The following is a 15469-nucleotide window of genomic DNA, read 5'->3' on the forward strand; positions in this document are numbered from 1 at the left end:
CGGCGCGGCTTCCGCACCCCTGTGCGGAAGCCGCGTGCATAGCTGACAACTAGTGTGGGGGTGAAAAGACTATGTTGAAAGACAAGTCGGTAGCTGCACGGATTGCATGCGTTCTCGTCGCCATCGGCATCATCGTCATAGCGTTGGCGCTGCCGTTGCCCGAGGGGCTTTCGTTTCCGGGGAAAATGAGTCTCGCCCTGCTTATCGCGGGCATCATCTTGTGGGTGGCCGAACCGGTCCCCTTTGCCATAACCGGCATCGCCATCATGATATCGCTGCCGGTGTTCGGCATCCTCCCGTTCTCTGCGAGCGAGGGAACGACGGTATGGCTCGCGTGGGTGAGCAGCGTCATCTTCTTCGTGCTCGCCTCGTTCGGACTTTCGGCGGCTCTGTTGAAAACCAAGATACCGATGCGCATCGTCTCGTTTCTGCTCAAGTTCACGAAAGGCAACGAGAAACTCGTCATCTTCGCCTTCATGGCGGCGACGTTCATATGCTCGATGTTCATATCGGATTTGCCTTGCAGCGCGCTTTTCGCGGGCATCGCCTCGAGCAGCATTCTGCAGATCGAGGGTGCCGAGCCGGGGAAGTCCCGTTTCGGGCGGGCGCTCATGATAGCCATCCCGTACGCCGCCTGCATCGGCGGACAGGCCCTTCCGTCGGGAAGCTCCATGAACATCATGGCGATGGGGATGCTCGAGGCGAGTACGGGCATCCAGATCTCGTTTCTCGATTGGGCCGTCATCTGCACGCCCATCGCGCTCGTGCTGCTGTTCGTGGCGTACTTCTCGGTCGTTGTGGTGCATAAGCCCGATCCCCTGTCGCCGAACACGCTCGAGCGCATTGCCGAATTCTCGGCGAACAAGGAGAAGTTCAATGCGCTCGATTGGAAGGTGCTCGCCATCTTCGTGCTGACGTTCGGTCTGTGGCTCGGGAGCAATTGGACGGGTTGGGATCTGACCGGCATCGCGCTTCTGGCGCTCGTGCTGTGCTTCGTGCCGGGCATCGAGGTGCTTTCGTGGGACGAGTTCGTCGAGAGCGTGTCGTGGAACGTGATCCTGCTCATCGGCTCGGTGCAGGCGCTTGCCGGCGGCATCCGGCAGCAGGGCTCGGCGAGCTGGTTTCTGCAGGCGTCGATCGGCAAGCTCGCGGTGGGCACGGGGCTGCTCGTGGTGGCGACGGCGGTCGTGGTTCCCCTCATCCGCCTGTTCATACCGGTGGGGCCGGCGCTCATCGGAACGACGCTTCTGCCGCTGTGCATGATCGGCGACGCGTTCGGCATCAGCCCAGTGTTCTTCACGATCGTAGTCGCCATCAGCGCCTCAACCTCGTTCGCGAACGGCTTGGAGAGCGCGAGCATGGTGGTGCACAAGTACAACTACTGGACGCTCGTGGACTACTTCAAATCGGGCATCATACCGACGATCGCCCTCATGATCCTGCACGCGACGGTACTGCTTCCGTTGGTGACGATGATGGGGTACTGATTGGGCATGCGCCGCGTCGCACGGTAGCGGACCGCATCGGATCGGTGGCGTTTCTGCTGTATTGTTTTCAGGGGCTTTGTCCGAATGCGGGCAAAGCCCCTTCGCTTCGGCGGGTGCCGCATACCGCGGCCGCGCTTCTAGCGCGTGGGGCTCGCGGGCTGGCGGTCGATGGTGTCGACCAGGTCCATGAGCTCCTGCTGGCTGTGCACATCGAGCTTGCGGTAGATGTTGCGCATGTGGGTTCTCACGGTGCCCTCCGATATGACGAGCTCCTTTTGCACGTAGGCGGCGTTGCGGCCCTTCGCCAGCAGGCAGAGGATTTCCAGCTCGCGCTGCGAGAGCAGAAACGTGTCGGCCACGAGATGGCAGCGCTGGGTGAACGGGGCCCGGTGCGCTTTCGGGCTGTCCGGAGAGGGGGTCTCTTCGGTTTGCGCGGTGGCGAGCGTTGCGATCTCGCGCATCTGGTCGTTGGTGACAAGCGATAGGTAGCCCAAGAGGAGCAGCGCGATCCGCGCGAGGGTTATCAGGTAGTAGGGGATCGCTTCGAGGGGGAGAAACGCGTTGACGGCGAACACCGCGAGCAGCCCGAGCGTGAGAAAGCCGTTGAAGAACCCGAACGTGATCATCGACGATACGCGGTAGCGCATCGTGAGCTCGGCCGGATAGAGCCAGAACACGACGCTCGCCAGCGCCAGCAGCGCCACGCAGGCGTAGTTGGGGCTTCCGGCATCGAAGAGGCCTTGGGAGCACGAGAACAGCACGAACACGAGGAGGAAGGGCACGAGCTGGTGGGAGGCGTACGAGCCGTCCTCGTGGCGGTACGGCCAGAAGAAGAGCCCGGTGAACAGCAGCACGGCCATGAGGGGGCACAGCGTTTCGACGGGGAAATCGTTGACGAGGGGCGTTTTCCACAGCAGCGAACGGTAGCCCTCGAGCAGAAGCGACCCGTACACGATGCCGAACGGAACGGCGCTCTTGCCCAGCCTGAGCGCGAAGGCCCGCTTGCTGATGCGCAGGTTGTGAAACGTTTCCACCCAGGCTTTGCCCTCTTTGGCCCGCGTGGTCCCATCGGGCAGGGTAACGAACTCCTGCGGCTTGAAGTAGCTCTCGTTGTCGTGCTGCGCCTTGTAGACGAACACGACCGAGAAGAGGGGGCACATGCACGCGACGATCACGATGCCGAGGGTGCCGGCTTCTGCGAAGTAGGCCAGGGCGAGGATGAACGCGAAGGCCAGAAGGAGCGAGAGGATGGTTGCGATCGCCAGGATGCTCTGGTCGCGCCGCCGCGCCGCTTCGCCCCATAGCAGCGTCGAGGGGGCGCAGGCGAAACTCGTGAGCACGGCTCCTGCCAAGGCGAGCGCGAAGGGGGCTTCGCCTCCTGTCAGCATGATGCTGCCCGTGCCGAGCATGCCGACTGCGCCGCAGAGGCCCATGAGGAAGTGGACCGATTTTTTCCGGAGGTATTTGGTAACCCGGTCGCGGTAGTACCCGATGGCAAAGCACGTTGCGGGAAACACGACGAGGAAGGACAGGCTCAGAAGCGTGGAGCGGGACTCGTCGAGGTAGTGGTAGCCGTCGAGAAAGAAGGGCGCCTGGAAAAACAGGATGAACAGCCAGAGCAGCTGAATGGCGAACCCGACGACCAGCGGACCTTCTATGTACAGGGCGTAACTGAGGGCAGTGGCCTTGTCTCGAAGTGAACCCGCTATCGTATTTATCATGATGCCCCCTGACGCCCATGCCGGGCAAGCTCTCTGCCTTATCGCGCACCCGATCAAAACCCGTTGCCCCCGCCGCCTTAGCATTATAGGGCATTTGGCGCATGCGGCACCGCGGCGGGTTCCGCCCGTTTGCAGCCGTGCGGCGCGAGGCGCGCGTGCGCAGATGGTGGGAGTTGCCGGCGCATCGGCGGCAGATGCGGGAGTATGCGCTATCATGGGCCTATGAAAACGCTAGCAATCATAGGGGGCGGGGCAGCAGGCCTCGCGGCGGCCGTCGAGGCGTCACGCGAAGCCCGCGCGCGCTCTTCGGAGGTCGGCATAACCGTCTACGAAGCGGACGGGCGCGTCGGCAAGAGCATCCTCGCAACGGGAAACGGCCGCTGCAACCTGTCCAACGCGAAATCCGACGCGAGCGCGTACCGCAACGCCGGCTTCGTCGGCGATGCGTACCGAGCGCTTCCCCCTGCCGAGGTGCGTTCGTTCTTCGGGGATCTGGGGCTTGTGATGCGCGAGGACGGCGAGGGGCGGCTCTATCCGCTGACGAACAAGGCGAGCTCGGTGCTCGACGTGCTGAGGTTCGCGGCGCGCGAGGGCGGCGTGCAGGAGGCGTGCGGTGCCGAAGCGGTTGCCGTCACGCCCGTCGACGGGCGCTTCCTCGTCTGCTTCGCCGATGACGGCACGGTGTTCGCCGACGCCGTCGTAATCGCGTGCGGGGGCGGTGCGGCGCAATCGCTCGTTCCGCCCGGCTACGGCTTCGCGGACGTCCGGCCCGTGCTCGGGCCGCTCAAAACCGAGCGCGCCCCCCTCAAGGGCCTCAACAACATCCGCGTGCGCTGCGAGGCCTCGCTGTACGGCCGTCCGGCCGAAGCGGGCGCGCGCGATCGGCGGCGGTTGCATGCGGGCGGCGCGCTCAAGGCGCGTGAAACGGGCGAGGTGCTGTTCCGCGACTACGGCGTTTCGGGCATCGCGGTGTTCGACCTCTCGCGGTTCGCCGAAGCGGGCGACGTGCTTTCCCTCGATCTGGTTTCCGGGATGGGCGAGGCCGAGCTTGCGGCCGACCTCGCTTCGCGCGCGGAGCGATTCGGCGCACGAAGCGCCGTCGACCTCGTATCGGGCATGCTGCTCGCCCCGGTTGCGCGGGCGGTGCTCGCCTCGATCGGCGTGCAGCCGGACGCCCCCCTTTCGCGCGGCCGCACGGCGGATCTCGCCCGTGCGGCGAAATCGTTCGCGCTCGAGGTTGCGGGCATCGGCGACGTTCGGCAATGCCAGGTGAGCCGCGGCGGTTTCGACGTGGCTTCGTTTGCGCCCGAGACGATGGAGTCGCGGCTGCATGCGGGCTTGCACGTCGTCGGCGAAGCCCTCGACGTGGATGCTCCGTGCGGGGGGTACAACCTTCATTGGGCTTGGACGAGCGGCATGCTCGCGGCCCGCAACGCCGTCGGGCGGTTGTGCCGATGATCGAGGTTTCGAACCTGCGCGTGGCGCTCGACGCCTTCTCCCCCGGATCCGATGCCGATGCGGCGCTCTGCGCTGCGGCCGCCCGCGCGCTGCGCATCGCACCCGATGCGATATCCGCGGTGCGGCTCGCGAAGCGCAGCGTCGATGCGCGCAAGAAGGCCGATGTGCACTTCGTCTGCACCGTCGTCGTCGCGCTCGCCGACGAAGCGCTCGAAGAACGCCTCGTTGCGGGCGGGGCGAAGCGCCATGCGGCGTATGCGCCCCTTCCCATTCCCGATCTGTCCGGTCGGGCTCTTGCCCCGCCGCAGGATGCGCCGGGCGTTCCCGGTTCGCGCGGCGCGGCGCGCCCCCTCGTTGTGGGAGCGGGACCGGCGGGGCTGTTCGCGGCGCTCTATCTTGCGCGTGCGGGATTGCGGCCGCTGCTCGTCGAGCGCGGTCCCGCCGTCGAGGACCGCGTTCGCGCCGTCGCCGCGTTCGAGCGGACGGGGCTCCTCGACGAGGAGGCGAACATCCAGTTCGGCGAGGGCGGGGCGGGAACGTTTTCCGACGGCAAGCTCACCACCAACACGAAGAACCCCTACACGGCGCATGTGCTGCGGTGGTTCGTCGAGGCGGGCGCGCCCGAAGAGATCCTCTGGCAGGCGAAGCCGCACGTGGGAACCGACAGGCTCGTCGGCGTGGTGCGCGCCCTGCGCGAGGCGATCGTCGAAGCAGGGGGAAGCGTGCGCTTCGAAACGCGCCTCGAATCGCTCGGCTTTTCGGACGGAGCGCTCAAGACCGCCACGCTGTTCGACGCACGTTCGAACGCGGCGCAGACCGTGGAGGCCGAGCGCGTCATCATCGCCTGCGGGCATTCGGCGCGCGATACGTTTGCGATGCTGCGCGATGCGGGCGTGCGTTTGGAGCGCAAGCCGTTCTCGGTGGGGGTGCGCATCGAGCATCCTCAGAGCATGATCGATGCCGCCCAGTACGGCAGGGCCGCCGCGCATCCCGCGCTCGGCGCAGCCGAGTACAAGCTCGCCGTGCATCTGGAAAGCGGCCGGGGCGTCTACACGTTCTGCATGTGCCCGGGCGGCGAGGTCGTCTGCGCCGCGAGCGAGCGCGGCGGCGTGGTGGTGAACGGCATGAGCCGCTACGCGCGCGACGGGGCAAACGCCAACAGCGCGCTGCTCGTGGGCGTCGACCCGTCCGATTTCCCCGGCGACGATGCGCTGGCGGGCGTGGAGTTCCAGCGCGCGATCGAGCGTGCCGCCTACCGGTGCGCCGGGCAGGCGGACGGCGCCCCCTTCGCAGCGCCCGCCCAGACCGTCGGGGACTTCCTTGCGAACGCGGGCGGAAGCCCGTCGAAGCACGTCTCCCCGACCTACGCGCGCGGCGTCGTGTGGTGCGATCTGCGGGAGTGCCTTCCGGGTTTCGTCGCCGACGCGATCGCGGAGGCCCTGCCGCTGCTCGACCGGAAGCTGCGCGGGTTCGCCGACGCCCAGGCGGTCATGACGGGCGTCGAGACCCGCAGCTCGTCTCCGGTACGCATCGTGCGCGACGGGCGCTTCCAAGCCCTTTTCGCCGAGGGGCGTACAAGCGCGGCGGCGGGCGAGGGGCCGCGTTGCGAGGCCGGGGGCCGCAAGGAGGCGGGATGCGGGCTGTACCCGTGCGGGGAGGGCGCGGGCTATGCGGGCGGCATCATGAGCGCGGCCGTCGACGGCCTGCGCGCAGCCGAGGCCCTCGCGGCCGAACTCGCCGAGACGCCCTAGACGCCCATCTCCTTCTTCCAGTCGATGTCGGGCGGCGGTGCGAGCCGATCGGCGTCGGGCTCCCAAAGGCAGGCGTCCATATCCACGTGCGTATCGTCGAGGAACGCGACGCCTTCGCTCTCGAGAAGCTCTCGCTGCGCATCGGGCCCGCCGAACGCGTAGCCCTCGCAGATGCGGCCATCTTTGAAAATCACCCGATGGCACGGTGTGGCCACGGGCTCTTTGTTGCCGCGCAGCGCCCAGCCGACGTAGCGCGCCGACCGCGGCGATCCCATCATGCGGGCGATTTGCCCGTAGGTTGAAACCTTGCCCTCGGGGATCTGCCTCACAATATCGAAGACGCGTTCGGAAAACGTCGGCATGAAAACCCTTTCGTGCACGGTAAGCCTTTCGGTGACGGTTTCGTAGGATACCACAGATATCTGAAGCGGTTGCGCGTCCGTATAGCGGGCGTCAGTGTATAATCTGCCGAACGAAAGAAGACGTCTCGATCGAGGGAAGCCGGGTGAGATTCCCGCGCGGTACCGCCACTGTGACGCGGATGCTTATCCGTTCAGTCAGAACACTCATCGGGAAACGTGTTTGCGCGTGCAGCGAGTTACTGCAGGCGCAACCTGGGCGCCGCAATGCGGCCTCGGCTTGCCATGCGGACCCGAAGCGGGTAGCGGTCGAGAGACCGCAGAAGCGATGCTGTCTTCTTTTTTCGGTATTGGTTGCAACGGAAGGAAGGCAGTGAATCGAACCGCTTATTCGGCTTCGTCGCCGATTCGCTCGAATCAGACCATCTTGATGAGGCTCGGGGCTGTAATTCTGGCTCTGGCGCTGTGCGTGGGAGCAGTGCCGCGAAGCGCCTTTGCCGAGGGCCCGGGGATTTCTTCTGCGGCAGACGAACAGGTTGCGGGAACCGCAACGCTGACGATCGTGTACGGGCTCGGCATGGACGGTTCTCCGACCATCGTCGTGAACAAGACGTACGGTTTCGCCGACGGCGCGACGGTCGATGATCTGTTCGCGGCCGCAAAGGCGGCGGGGGATATCAAGGACTACACGTTTTCGGGGGGCTATCTGTCTTCGGTGACGACGAGCGGAGGCGCAACCGCTGCGAACGAGGCCGACTATTCGCTGTATTGGGCAAGCTATAAAAACGAAGCGTATGCCTCGGGAACCGATGCGCAGGGATCGGAAAAGCTCGTCGATGCGGTGAGCTACCAGTTCGCATGGGCGAGCAGCCCCACGGCAACCGCGCCCGCCGATTGGCAGCCCCTCGTCGACGATGCGACCGAGAGCTCGCAGGTGGCGGGCGGATCGGTGTCGACCGGCGACGCGGCGACTCTCACGATCGTCGGCGGCATCGACTACGATGGCGAGCCTATCGTCGTTGCGAACAAGACGTATCGATTCGCCGACGGCGCGACGGTCGATGATCTGTTCGCGGCCGCAAAGGCGGCGGGGGATATCGAGGACTACGAGTTCGAAGATACAGGGTACGGCCCCTCTCTCGTTGCGGTTACGGCGAAAGGCGGCTCCGAGGTGCATAATGCATCGAACGGCTCTCTGTATTGGGCTGCATACAAGGATTGTCGCTATGCGGGGGGAGTCGAAGGCCAGAAAAACGAGGCCCTTGTCAACGAGGTGACCTATCAGTTTGCTTGGTCGAGCTACCCGACCGCGGTTGCTCCATCCGACTGGGCTGCCATCGTGGCTGCAGCCGGCGAAGGCTCGGGCGTCGCGACCGGCAGCGGGTCGGGCGATGAGGCGTACTTTCCGATCGATCTCGACAGTGCGTCGTACGGTCGGCTGTTCGGCTCCATCGCCGCTTCGTTTGCGGGCACGGCGGATCCGTGGGAGGCGCTCGATCTTGCCGCGATCGGCAACGGCTCGGCGGTCGATCGCGAAGGCCTGATCGCCGAAGCGAGAGCAGCGCTTGCATCTCTCGACCGAACCAACATCCAAAAGGCTATCCTTGCGCTTACCGCCCTCGGCATCGACGCTTCGACGATAGCCGATGCGGACGGCACGAGCCTCGTCGACGCGCTCGGATCGACTCCGATGGCGACGGAATCGATAAACGGTAAGTTGTTCGCCTTGCTTGCCTATCGCGCGGCAGCGCGCGGAGCATCGGCGGATGCGACGCTTTCGAGTGCCGCATCGACGGCGTCGGGAGTCGAGGAAACGCTTCTCGAGGAAGTGCTTGCGAGCCAGAAGCCCGACGGCGGGTTTGCCTACTCGGGTTCGTCCGCCGACGCCGACGTGACGGCGATGGCCATCGCCGCGCTCGCCCCGTATCGCGGCGACGCTCGCATCGAGTCCGCTCTCGAGTCCGCGCTTGCCGCCCTCAGAGGCCTGCAGCGCGAGGACGGCGGTTTTCCGATGACGGTCGCAGGGGGCTACGAAGACCGCTCGAACGTCAATTCCACCGCCATGGCGGTGATAGCCCTTGCGGCCGTCGGCATCGACCCCGCTTCGTCATGGGTCGTCGAGAGCGGTGCAACGCCGATGTCGGCGCTTCTCTCGTTTGCGGATTCTTCGCAAGCCGGCTTTCTCTACGGGGGCTCGGCCAACGAGATGGCGACCGAGCAGGGGTTCAGGGCGATGGCCGCTTATCAGGGCCTCAAGAACACCGGCGCCGCCTACAACGTGTACCTGCAAGCCGTCGACGGCGTGGCCGGTTTGCCCGGCGCAGCCGACGGGGAAGGCTCCGTCGCGGACGGCGGCTCCGGCGGCTTGGCTCAGACGGGCGATCCGACGTCGGCCGCAAGCGCTGCGGCGCTGTCTTTGTGCGCGCTGGCGGGTGCGGCTCTGGCGCTGCGCAAGCGGAGCCGTCCTGCTCGGCCTTCCGGCGTCAGGTAGTGGGGTCCGATGCCGGAGAAACCCGAAAACATCGAATCGGCCGAAGTCGGCGAGCGCGCTGAGGGCTGCGTACGGGAAACCGAGGCGACCGCAAGGATAGCGCCGGTAGCCGAAACCGACGACGGGCGCGATGCGGGCGACGGCGCGGCCGAGAACGAAGCGAAGCGGCCGTTGCGCAAGCGGCCGAGCCTCGTGATCGTCTCATGCGCGGTCGTCGTGCTTCTGTGCGCGCTCGGCTTGGCGGCCGGCCACGCGGCGGGATTGGTTTCGATCGTCCCCGACGATATGCTCCGCACGACAGGCGAGGCGACTACGGCTGCGCACGACGGCACCGAAACGGGCGATACGGAGCGTCCGGCTTCCGTCGATCGGGAGGCCGACGAATCCGACGAGGCCGATGGCGCTGAGGGCGAGGGCGTACCGGGGGAGGGAGAAGCCGACGCCCGGGACGCCTCGGCCGCCGAAGTGCCGCCCGAGGCTCCGGATGCGGTGTCCGAAGGATCGGGGGCGTCCGGCGGCGCTTCTGCTCCCGAAGCGGCCCCAACGCCCGCGCCGGAGCCGGAACCCGCTCCGGCGCCCGCCACCATCACCGTGTCGGTGTACGTTGACAGCTCGCGTGCCGCGAGCTTCGGCTATGCGTCGTGCATGGCCTCGACGTCGGTTACGCTGCAGCAGGGGGCGAGCGTCTACGACGCGCTGGCGGCCACGGGCGTTTCCATCGGCGGATCGAGCACGTACGTCAGCTCGATCAACGGGCTCTCGGAATTCGGGTGCGGCAGCAGCACGAGCGGTTGGCTCTATTTCGTCAACGGGGTTTCACCCGGATACGGACCCGGATCGTACCGCCTTAACGGTGGCGAGAGCATCACGTTCGTCTACACCCTCGATATGGGAAACGATCTGTAGGTCGATGCCGATGGGCCCTCGATCCGACAGCGGCATTCCGACAACCGTTTTCGACCGGTACCACCCGGTTGTCGCCCTCGTTTATTTCGCTTCGGTGCTCGTATTGGCCATGGCGGCCATGCAGCCGGTGTATCTTGCGCTCGCGGTTGCTGCCGCGTGGCTGTGCAACGCATGGCTTAAAGGCTGGCCGTCGGCTTTGAGAACCGCGGCGTGGCAGGTGTCTGTCGTGCTGATCGTCGCCGTGCTCAACCCGCTGTTTTCGTCGACGGGCTCAACCGAGCTTTTCCGTATCGGCTATCGGGCGGTCTACCTGGAATCTTTCGTCTACGGCATATGCATGGGCCTGATGCTCATGGCGGTGCTGCTGTGGTTCTCCAACGCTTCGCGCGTCCTGACTTCCGACAAGGTGATGGCCCTGCTCGGCAACGTTGCGCCCACGGTTGCGCTCATGCTCTCGATGGCGGCGCGGCTGGTGCCCCAGTTCGTCGGGCGCGGTGGAGAGATCGAGGCCGTCCAGCAAGCGTGTTCGAAAACGCGGCCTGCATCGTTTCGCGATCGCGTGCGTTGGCGCGGGCGCATCGTTACGGTGCTCATGGGATGGTCGATGGAGGATTCGCTCGAGAAAGCCGATGCCATGAAGGCCCGCGGCTGGGCCTCGGCGGAAAAGCGGACGCAGTATCGGCCCTATCGGTTCAGGGCGGCAGACGCCGTTGCCTGCGCCGTGCTGGCCGCGCTCGTGGCCGGCAATGCGTTTCTGGCTTGGATCGCCTGCTCGCAATATCATTTCTATCCCGTTGCGAGCACCCTTGTCGCATGGTGGGGCTACGTGCCGTACGCGGTGCTCGTGTTCGCGCCGCTTGGTGCCGATGCGTTCGACCGCATGCGTTGGCGGCGCATCGAGCGCAGGATGCGCGCCTATAGGGGGTCGTCGGATGGAGGCGCTTAGGCTTCGGGGCTTCGGGTTCGCCTATCCGGGCGAGGTGCCGGTGTTTGAAAACCTCGACCTCGCCGTCGAGCGGGGGGCGTTCGCCCTGCTTGTCGGAAAAACAGGCAGCGGCAAGACCACGCTTTTAAAATGCTGCAAGCAAGAGATCGCGCCCGTGGGCACGCGGTGGGGCTCCGTCGAGGTGCTCGGGTGCATGCCTGACGGCGAGGGCACTCGTGCGAAAGCGCTTGCGGTGGGCTACGTGTTTCAGAGTCCCGAGAACCAGATCGTCTGCGATACCGTGCTGCACGAGCTCGCTTTCGGGCTTGAGAACCTCGGCGTCGATCCCGACGCGATGAGGCGGCGCGTTGCCGAGGCTGCGGCGTTCTTCGGCATAGAACCGTGGCTGCACGCCGAGACCGCCCGCCTTTCGGGCGGGCAAAAGCAGCTGGTGAACCTTGCGGGAATCCTTGCCATGCAGCCGCAGCTGCTGCTGCTCGACGAGCCGACGGCCCAACTCGATCCGATCGCCGAGAAGAACTTCCTCCATGCCCTGTTCCGTATGAACCGCGAGCTCGGCATCACCGTGGTCGTGGCAACCCATGCGCCCGAGTCGATGACCGATTACGCAACCGAGGCATTCGAGCTTAACGGGGAAGACGGCATCGAGCGAATACCCCTCGACGGGCTTTCCGGGCGTCCGATGGGGAAAGGTACGGCGGATGCGCGGCGTACGGCGGAAGGCGCGGCGGCCTCGCCGCGCCTCGATGGCAGGCCGTGCATCGTCTGCTCCGATGCGTTCTTCCGCTATGCGCGCGATCGCGCGTGGGTGCTGCGCGGAGCCGACTTGCGCGTTCGCGCAGGCGCCATCCATGTGCTCGTGGGAGGCAACGGGTCGGGCAAATCGACGATGCTGCGGCTTGTTGCGGGCGTGCTCGAACCCGAACGGGGAAAGGTGGAAAACGGGCTTCGCCGCCGTCAGGCGCTCTTGCCCCAGGACCCCAAGGCGTTGTTCGTGTGCGATTCGGTGCTTGACGAACTGCGCGAATGGCAGAAAGCCTGCGGTTTCGACGATGCCGCGGTCGACGCGGCGGCCGAACGGTTCGGTCTCGCCGATGCCCTCGGGCGCCATCCGTTCGATTTGAGCGGCGGTCAGCAGCAGGGTCTCGCCTTTGCGAAGCTTTTGCTGACTGGGCCCGATCTGCTGCTGCTCGACGAACCTACCAAGGGGCTCGATGTGCCCTCGAAGGTTGCGCTGGCGCGAGAGCTCGAACGGTTGCGCGATCGGGGCGCTACGATCGTCGTCGCCACGCATGACCTTTCGTTCGCTTCGGTTCTCGCCGACGAGCTGTCCATGCTGTTCGACGGCGAAGTCGTGAGCACTGAGCCGACCGAGGCGTTCTTCTCCCACAACCTGTTCTACCGCTATCGGGAGGACGGGTTCTTGCGGGCGTGGGCTGCCTCGTCTTCTGACGGGGGATGCATCTGACGTGATCGCCCGCGTTCTCCCCAAGCTCGAGATCCCCGCGCTCGCTGCCGTCCTGGCGGCGTTGGCGTTCGGCGCTGTCGCGCAGTTCGATCAGACCGCGCTCCTCTCGCTGGGCGTCGTCGTCGGTGCCCTCGTCGTGTTCTTCGCGCGATTCGAGACCTCCAAGCCGGCGCTTCGCCAGATCATGCCGACGGTCGTGCTTGCGGCGCTCGCTGCGGCGGGGCGCATCCTGTTTGCGGCTCTTCCCGATTTCAAGCCGGTGTCCGCCATCGCGATCGTCGCGGGCGCCGCATTCGGCAGGCAGGCGGGGTTCATGGTGGGCGCACTGGCGGCACTCGTCTCGAACCTGTTCTTCGGGCAGGGTCCGTGGACGCCGTGGCAGATGTACGCTTGGGGCCTTATCGGGTACTTTGCCGGGGTTCTCGCCGACCGCGGCGCCTTCGAGAAGCGACCTGTGCTCTACGTGTACGGGTTTGCGGCGCCCTTGCTCTACGGGTTTCTGCTCAACAGCTACTACATCGTGGGGTTCGTCCATCCCCTTACGTGGCAGACCGCGCTTCTCGCCTACGGGGCGGGGCTTCCGTTCGACCTCGTCCACGGTGCGGCGACGGTCGTGTTCCTCGCCATCCTCTATCAGCCGTGGCGAAAGAAGCTCGATCGCATCAAGCGCAAGTACGGCATCTGAGCGCGTTGGCGGGCTTGCAGATGCGGGGCTGCCGGAATCCTCGGTACCTATGCGCATCGGGCCTCGGCGACGGCTCGGTTCTCGGCGGTGCTGCGCGCCGAGCCCTGCTTTGCGACGAATGCCTTCCGTTCCCTGCCATCTTTTCCGCCATCGCCGAGGGCGTCCACTGCAAAACCGAGATCGGCATGCGGCCGTATGGAGCCCGACGGTTGGCTGGTATTTCAGGGTCCTGAACGAAAGCGCGACAATGATTTGACGGCGGTCAACGTTTTTCTGCCGTCTCGCGCTGTCGTGCTACAATGCTTGCCCGGCATCGGGTCGTACGGCGGCCCTGCCGATTTTCGAACAGTGAGGCGGACGTTGATCCGCTTGTGCAAACGATAGGATGCGATGCGATCATGGAGTACGGCGAGACGAACGAGCGGGATCTCACGAAAGCGGTTGCGGCCCTGTCTGCGGGACTTCCGATCGTGTTCCCGACCGATACGGTCTACGGCCTTGGCGTTGCCGTCGGCATGGCGCAAAGCCCCGAGATACTCTACGACATCAAACAGCGCGATCACGGAAAGCCGGTGGCGTGGCTCGTGGGCAATCCCGAGGCGCTGTCGCTGTACGGCAAGGTGGTTCCCGATCTCGCGCTCGCCATCGCACGGACGTTCTGGCCCGGCCCTTTGACCCTCGTGGTGAAGGCGGGTACGAACGTGCCCGTGCCGTTCCGCGCGCCGAACGGCACCATCGCGCTGCGCATGCCCGACAACGGGCTTGCGCTTAACCTCATCGAGCGCGTCGGTTTCCCGTTGGCTACGACGTCGGCCAACATCAGCGGGCAGATGCCGCCGCGGATGTTCGAGGACATCGATCCGGCTCTGCTCGAGCGGGTGTCGGTTGCCCTGCGCGACGATGCGGAAAAGAGCGGCGTCGCCTCGACGGTGATCGATTGCACGAGCGGCCATCCCGTGATGGTTCGCGAAGGCGGCATTTCGATCGCCGACATCCAGGCGCTCGGATAGTCGCACGGGCGCCGATCTTCGACCCCGCGCAGACGCGCGGGCTCTCGGCAGGCGCGGGCGCGTTGCCGGGCGACGGCCGAGTTCGGGTATAATGGTGTTTCAGCAACCTTGAGGGAGGGATTGCCATGAGTTCAAACGCCACGCGCGCCGATGTGCGCTCGGCTGTGAAGACAGGCAGGATCGGATACCGTTCGAGTGATGGAAAAACCCAGATCAGAGCTTTAACATGGGAACCCGAGAAAAATCCCGGCATTGCGCCTGCCGGCATCGTGCAGATCGTGCACGGCATGTCCGAGCACGTCGAGCGCTACGACGAGTTCGCCCGCTACCTCGTGAGCCGCGGCTACATCGTGTGCGCGAACGACCACATCGGGCACGGCGAGAGCGTGGCCGATCCGAGCGAGTGGGGATGCCTTCCGAGCGTCGGCGGCAAAGAGGTGCTCATCAACGACGTGCACGAACTGCGTAAGACGGTCGCCTCGCGCTACGCTCGCCAGACGCCCTATATCATGTTCGGCCACTCCATGGGAAGCTTCATCGTCCGCGCGTACCTCGCGCGCTTCGCCGAAGGTTTGGCCGCTGCGGTCATCTGCGGAACGGGGCAGCAGCCCTTGCTTCTCTCCAAGTTCGGCAACCTCGTCGCCCGCCGCATCGCCGCGTCGAAGGGCGACGCGTACAAGAGCACGTTTCTCGACGGGCTCGGCGCGGGCTCTTTCGCCAAGAAGATCGACAACCCCCGCACCGAGTTCGATTGGATCTCGACCGACGATGCGGTCGTCGACGCCTACATCGCCGACGAATCGTGCGGTGTTATGTTCTCCGCAGGCGGGTATGCGACTCTTACCGATCTGACCGGCGAAGTGGTTACGGCCGCGGCAGCGGGGGCGGTGCCTGCCGACCTCCCGCTCCTCTTCATCGCGGGCGCCCTCGATCCCGTGGGGGACATGGGCAAAGGCGTCGAGCGCGCTGTCGAGCAGTACCGGCGAGCCGGCGTCGAAACGGTCGACCTCAAGCTCTACGAAGGCATGCGCCACGAGATTCTCAACGAACCGGGCCGGGCCGAGGTGTACGCCGACGTGGCCGATTGGATCGACGAGCATAGGGCATAAGCCCCGTCCGTGTCGGGCGCCCGTTTCGGGAGTGCGCCGCTGCGCGAGACGATCCCGCCCCGGGCTTTGTCGAGCATG

The 15469-nt window shown here is 65.7% G+C and carries 12 protein-coding genes and 1 riboswitch; of the genes, 10 read left to right on the forward strand and 2 right to left on the reverse strand.

Annotated elements, in window-relative coordinates:
- Nucleotides 1-71 precede the first annotated feature (71 nt).
- A complete protein-coding gene (locus tag MWL89_RS05455) occupies nucleotides 72-1487 on the forward strand; it encodes an SLC13 family permease (protein WP_244412039.1) in 1416 nt (471 codons plus the stop codon).
- Nucleotides 1488-1624: 137 nt separating this feature from the next.
- Here the strand turns inward: MWL89_RS05455 and MWL89_RS05460 are convergent, their stop codons facing one another.
- A complete protein-coding gene (locus tag MWL89_RS05460) occupies nucleotides 1625-3208 on the reverse strand; it encodes a response regulator transcription factor (RefSeq protein WP_244412040.1) in 1584 nt (527 codons plus the stop codon).
- A gap of 222 nt (nucleotides 3209-3430) precedes the next feature.
- Here MWL89_RS05460 and MWL89_RS05465 point away from each other — a divergent pair, with 222 nt between their 5' ends.
- Entirely contained in the window at nucleotides 3431-4666 is a 1236-nt protein-coding gene (locus tag MWL89_RS05465; protein WP_244412041.1) for an aminoacetone oxidase family FAD-binding enzyme, read from the forward strand.
- Complete coding sequence (locus tag MWL89_RS05470) at nucleotides 4663-6417, forward strand: NAD(P)/FAD-dependent oxidoreductase (protein WP_244412042.1); 1755 nt, start codon at nucleotides 4663-4665, stop codon at nucleotides 6415-6417. Before MWL89_RS05465 ends, MWL89_RS05470 begins: the two co-directional genes overlap by 4 nt.
- Here the strand turns inward: MWL89_RS05470 and MWL89_RS05475 are convergent.
- Nucleotides 6414-6779 (reverse strand): MGMT family protein, encoded by a 366-nt coding sequence (locus MWL89_RS05475; RefSeq protein WP_244412043.1) that lies wholly within the window; start codon nucleotides 6777-6779, stop codon nucleotides 6414-6416. The genes MWL89_RS05470 and MWL89_RS05475 overlap by 4 nt on opposite strands.
- Nucleotides 6780-6887: 108 nt before the next feature.
- Nucleotides 6888-7033: riboswitch (adenosylcobalamin (AdoCbl) riboswitch) on the forward strand.
- Nucleotides 7034-7149: 116 nt separating this feature from the next.
- Between MWL89_RS05475 and MWL89_RS05480 the strand changes: the two genes are divergently transcribed.
- From MWL89_RS05480 to MWL89_RS05510, 7 genes are all read left to right on the forward strand, one after another.
- Nucleotides 7150-9267, forward strand: a complete 2118-nt coding sequence (locus tag MWL89_RS05480; RefSeq protein ID WP_244412044.1) for a prenyltransferase/squalene oxidase repeat-containing protein — start codon at nucleotides 7150-7152, stop codon at nucleotides 9265-9267.
- A 9-nt stretch (nucleotides 9268-9276) separates the two neighbouring features.
- Nucleotides 9277-10173 carry a DUF4430 domain-containing protein gene (locus tag MWL89_RS05485; protein WP_244412045.1) on the forward strand — a complete coding sequence of 299 codons (897 nt, stop codon included), beginning with the start codon at nucleotides 9277-9279 and terminating at the stop codon, nucleotides 10171-10173.
- Between the two features lie 10 nt (nucleotides 10174-10183).
- On the forward strand, nucleotides 10184-11119 hold the full coding sequence (locus MWL89_RS05490; RefSeq protein WP_244412046.1) for an energy-coupling factor transporter transmembrane component T family protein: 936 nt from the start codon (nucleotides 10184-10186) through the stop codon (nucleotides 11117-11119).
- Nucleotides 11106-12587, forward strand: coding sequence for an ABC transporter ATP-binding protein (locus MWL89_RS05495; RefSeq protein WP_244412047.1), 1482 nt, complete (start codon nucleotides 11106-11108; stop codon nucleotides 12585-12587). The genes MWL89_RS05490 and MWL89_RS05495 overlap by 14 nt, the downstream gene beginning before the upstream one ends.
- Before the next feature lies 1 nt (nucleotide 12588).
- Nucleotides 12589-13272: an ECF transporter S component gene (locus tag MWL89_RS05500; RefSeq protein WP_244412048.1), complete on the forward strand. Its 684-nt coding sequence runs from the start codon at nucleotides 12589-12591 to the stop codon at nucleotides 13270-13272.
- Nucleotides 13273-13670: 398 nt separating this feature from the next.
- Nucleotides 13671-14282 carry an L-threonylcarbamoyladenylate synthase gene (locus tag MWL89_RS05505; RefSeq protein WP_244412049.1) on the forward strand — a complete coding sequence of 204 codons (612 nt, stop codon included), beginning with the start codon at nucleotides 13671-13673 and terminating at the stop codon, nucleotides 14280-14282.
- A 125-nt stretch (nucleotides 14283-14407) separates the two neighbouring features.
- The gene (locus tag MWL89_RS05510; RefSeq protein ID WP_244412050.1) at nucleotides 14408-15391 is read left to right on the forward strand and encodes an alpha/beta fold hydrolase; all 984 of its coding nucleotides are present in this window, start codon (nucleotides 14408-14410) and stop codon (nucleotides 15389-15391) included.
- Nucleotides 15392-15469: the final 78 nt, after the last annotated feature.

It is taken from the genome of Raoultibacter timonensis (genome assembly GCF_022845715.1).
Taxonomy (GTDB): Bacteria; Actinomycetota; Coriobacteriia; order Coriobacteriales; family Eggerthellaceae; genus Raoultibacter; species Raoultibacter timonensis.

Excerpts from the sequence above, each read along its gene's own strand:
- MWL89_RS05505 (WP_244412049.1), top strand. The coding sequence starts at position 13,671 with ATGGAGTACGGCGAGACGAACGAGCGGGATCTCACGAAAGCGGTTGCG.
- MWL89_RS05485 (WP_244412045.1), top strand. The coding sequence starts at position 9,277 with ATGCCGGAGAAACCCGAAAACATCGAATCGGCCGAAGTCGGCGAGCGC.
- MWL89_RS05475 (WP_244412043.1), bottom strand. The coding sequence starts at position 6,779 with ATGCCGACGTTTTCCGAACGCGTCTTCGATATTGTGAGGCAGATCCCC.
- MWL89_RS05495 (WP_244412047.1), top strand. The coding sequence starts at position 11,106 with ATGGAGGCGCTTAGGCTTCGGGGCTTCGGGTTCGCCTATCCGGGCGAG.
- MWL89_RS05490 (WP_244412046.1), top strand. The coding sequence starts at position 10,184 with ATGGGCCCTCGATCCGACAGCGGCATTCCGACAACCGTTTTCGACCGG.
- MWL89_RS05460 (WP_244412040.1), bottom strand. The coding sequence starts at position 3,208 with ATGATAAATACGATAGCGGGTTCACTTCGAGACAAGGCCACTGCCCTC.
- MWL89_RS05465 (WP_244412041.1), top strand. The coding sequence starts at position 3,431 with ATGAAAACGCTAGCAATCATAGGGGGCGGGGCAGCAGGCCTCGCGGCG.
- MWL89_RS05510 (WP_244412050.1), top strand. The coding sequence starts at position 14,408 with ATGAGTTCAAACGCCACGCGCGCCGATGTGCGCTCGGCTGTGAAGACA.
- MWL89_RS05470 (WP_244412042.1), top strand. The coding sequence starts at position 4,663 with ATGATCGAGGTTTCGAACCTGCGCGTGGCGCTCGACGCCTTCTCCCCC.
- MWL89_RS05455 (WP_244412039.1), top strand. The coding sequence starts at position 72 with ATGTTGAAAGACAAGTCGGTAGCTGCACGGATTGCATGCGTTCTCGTC.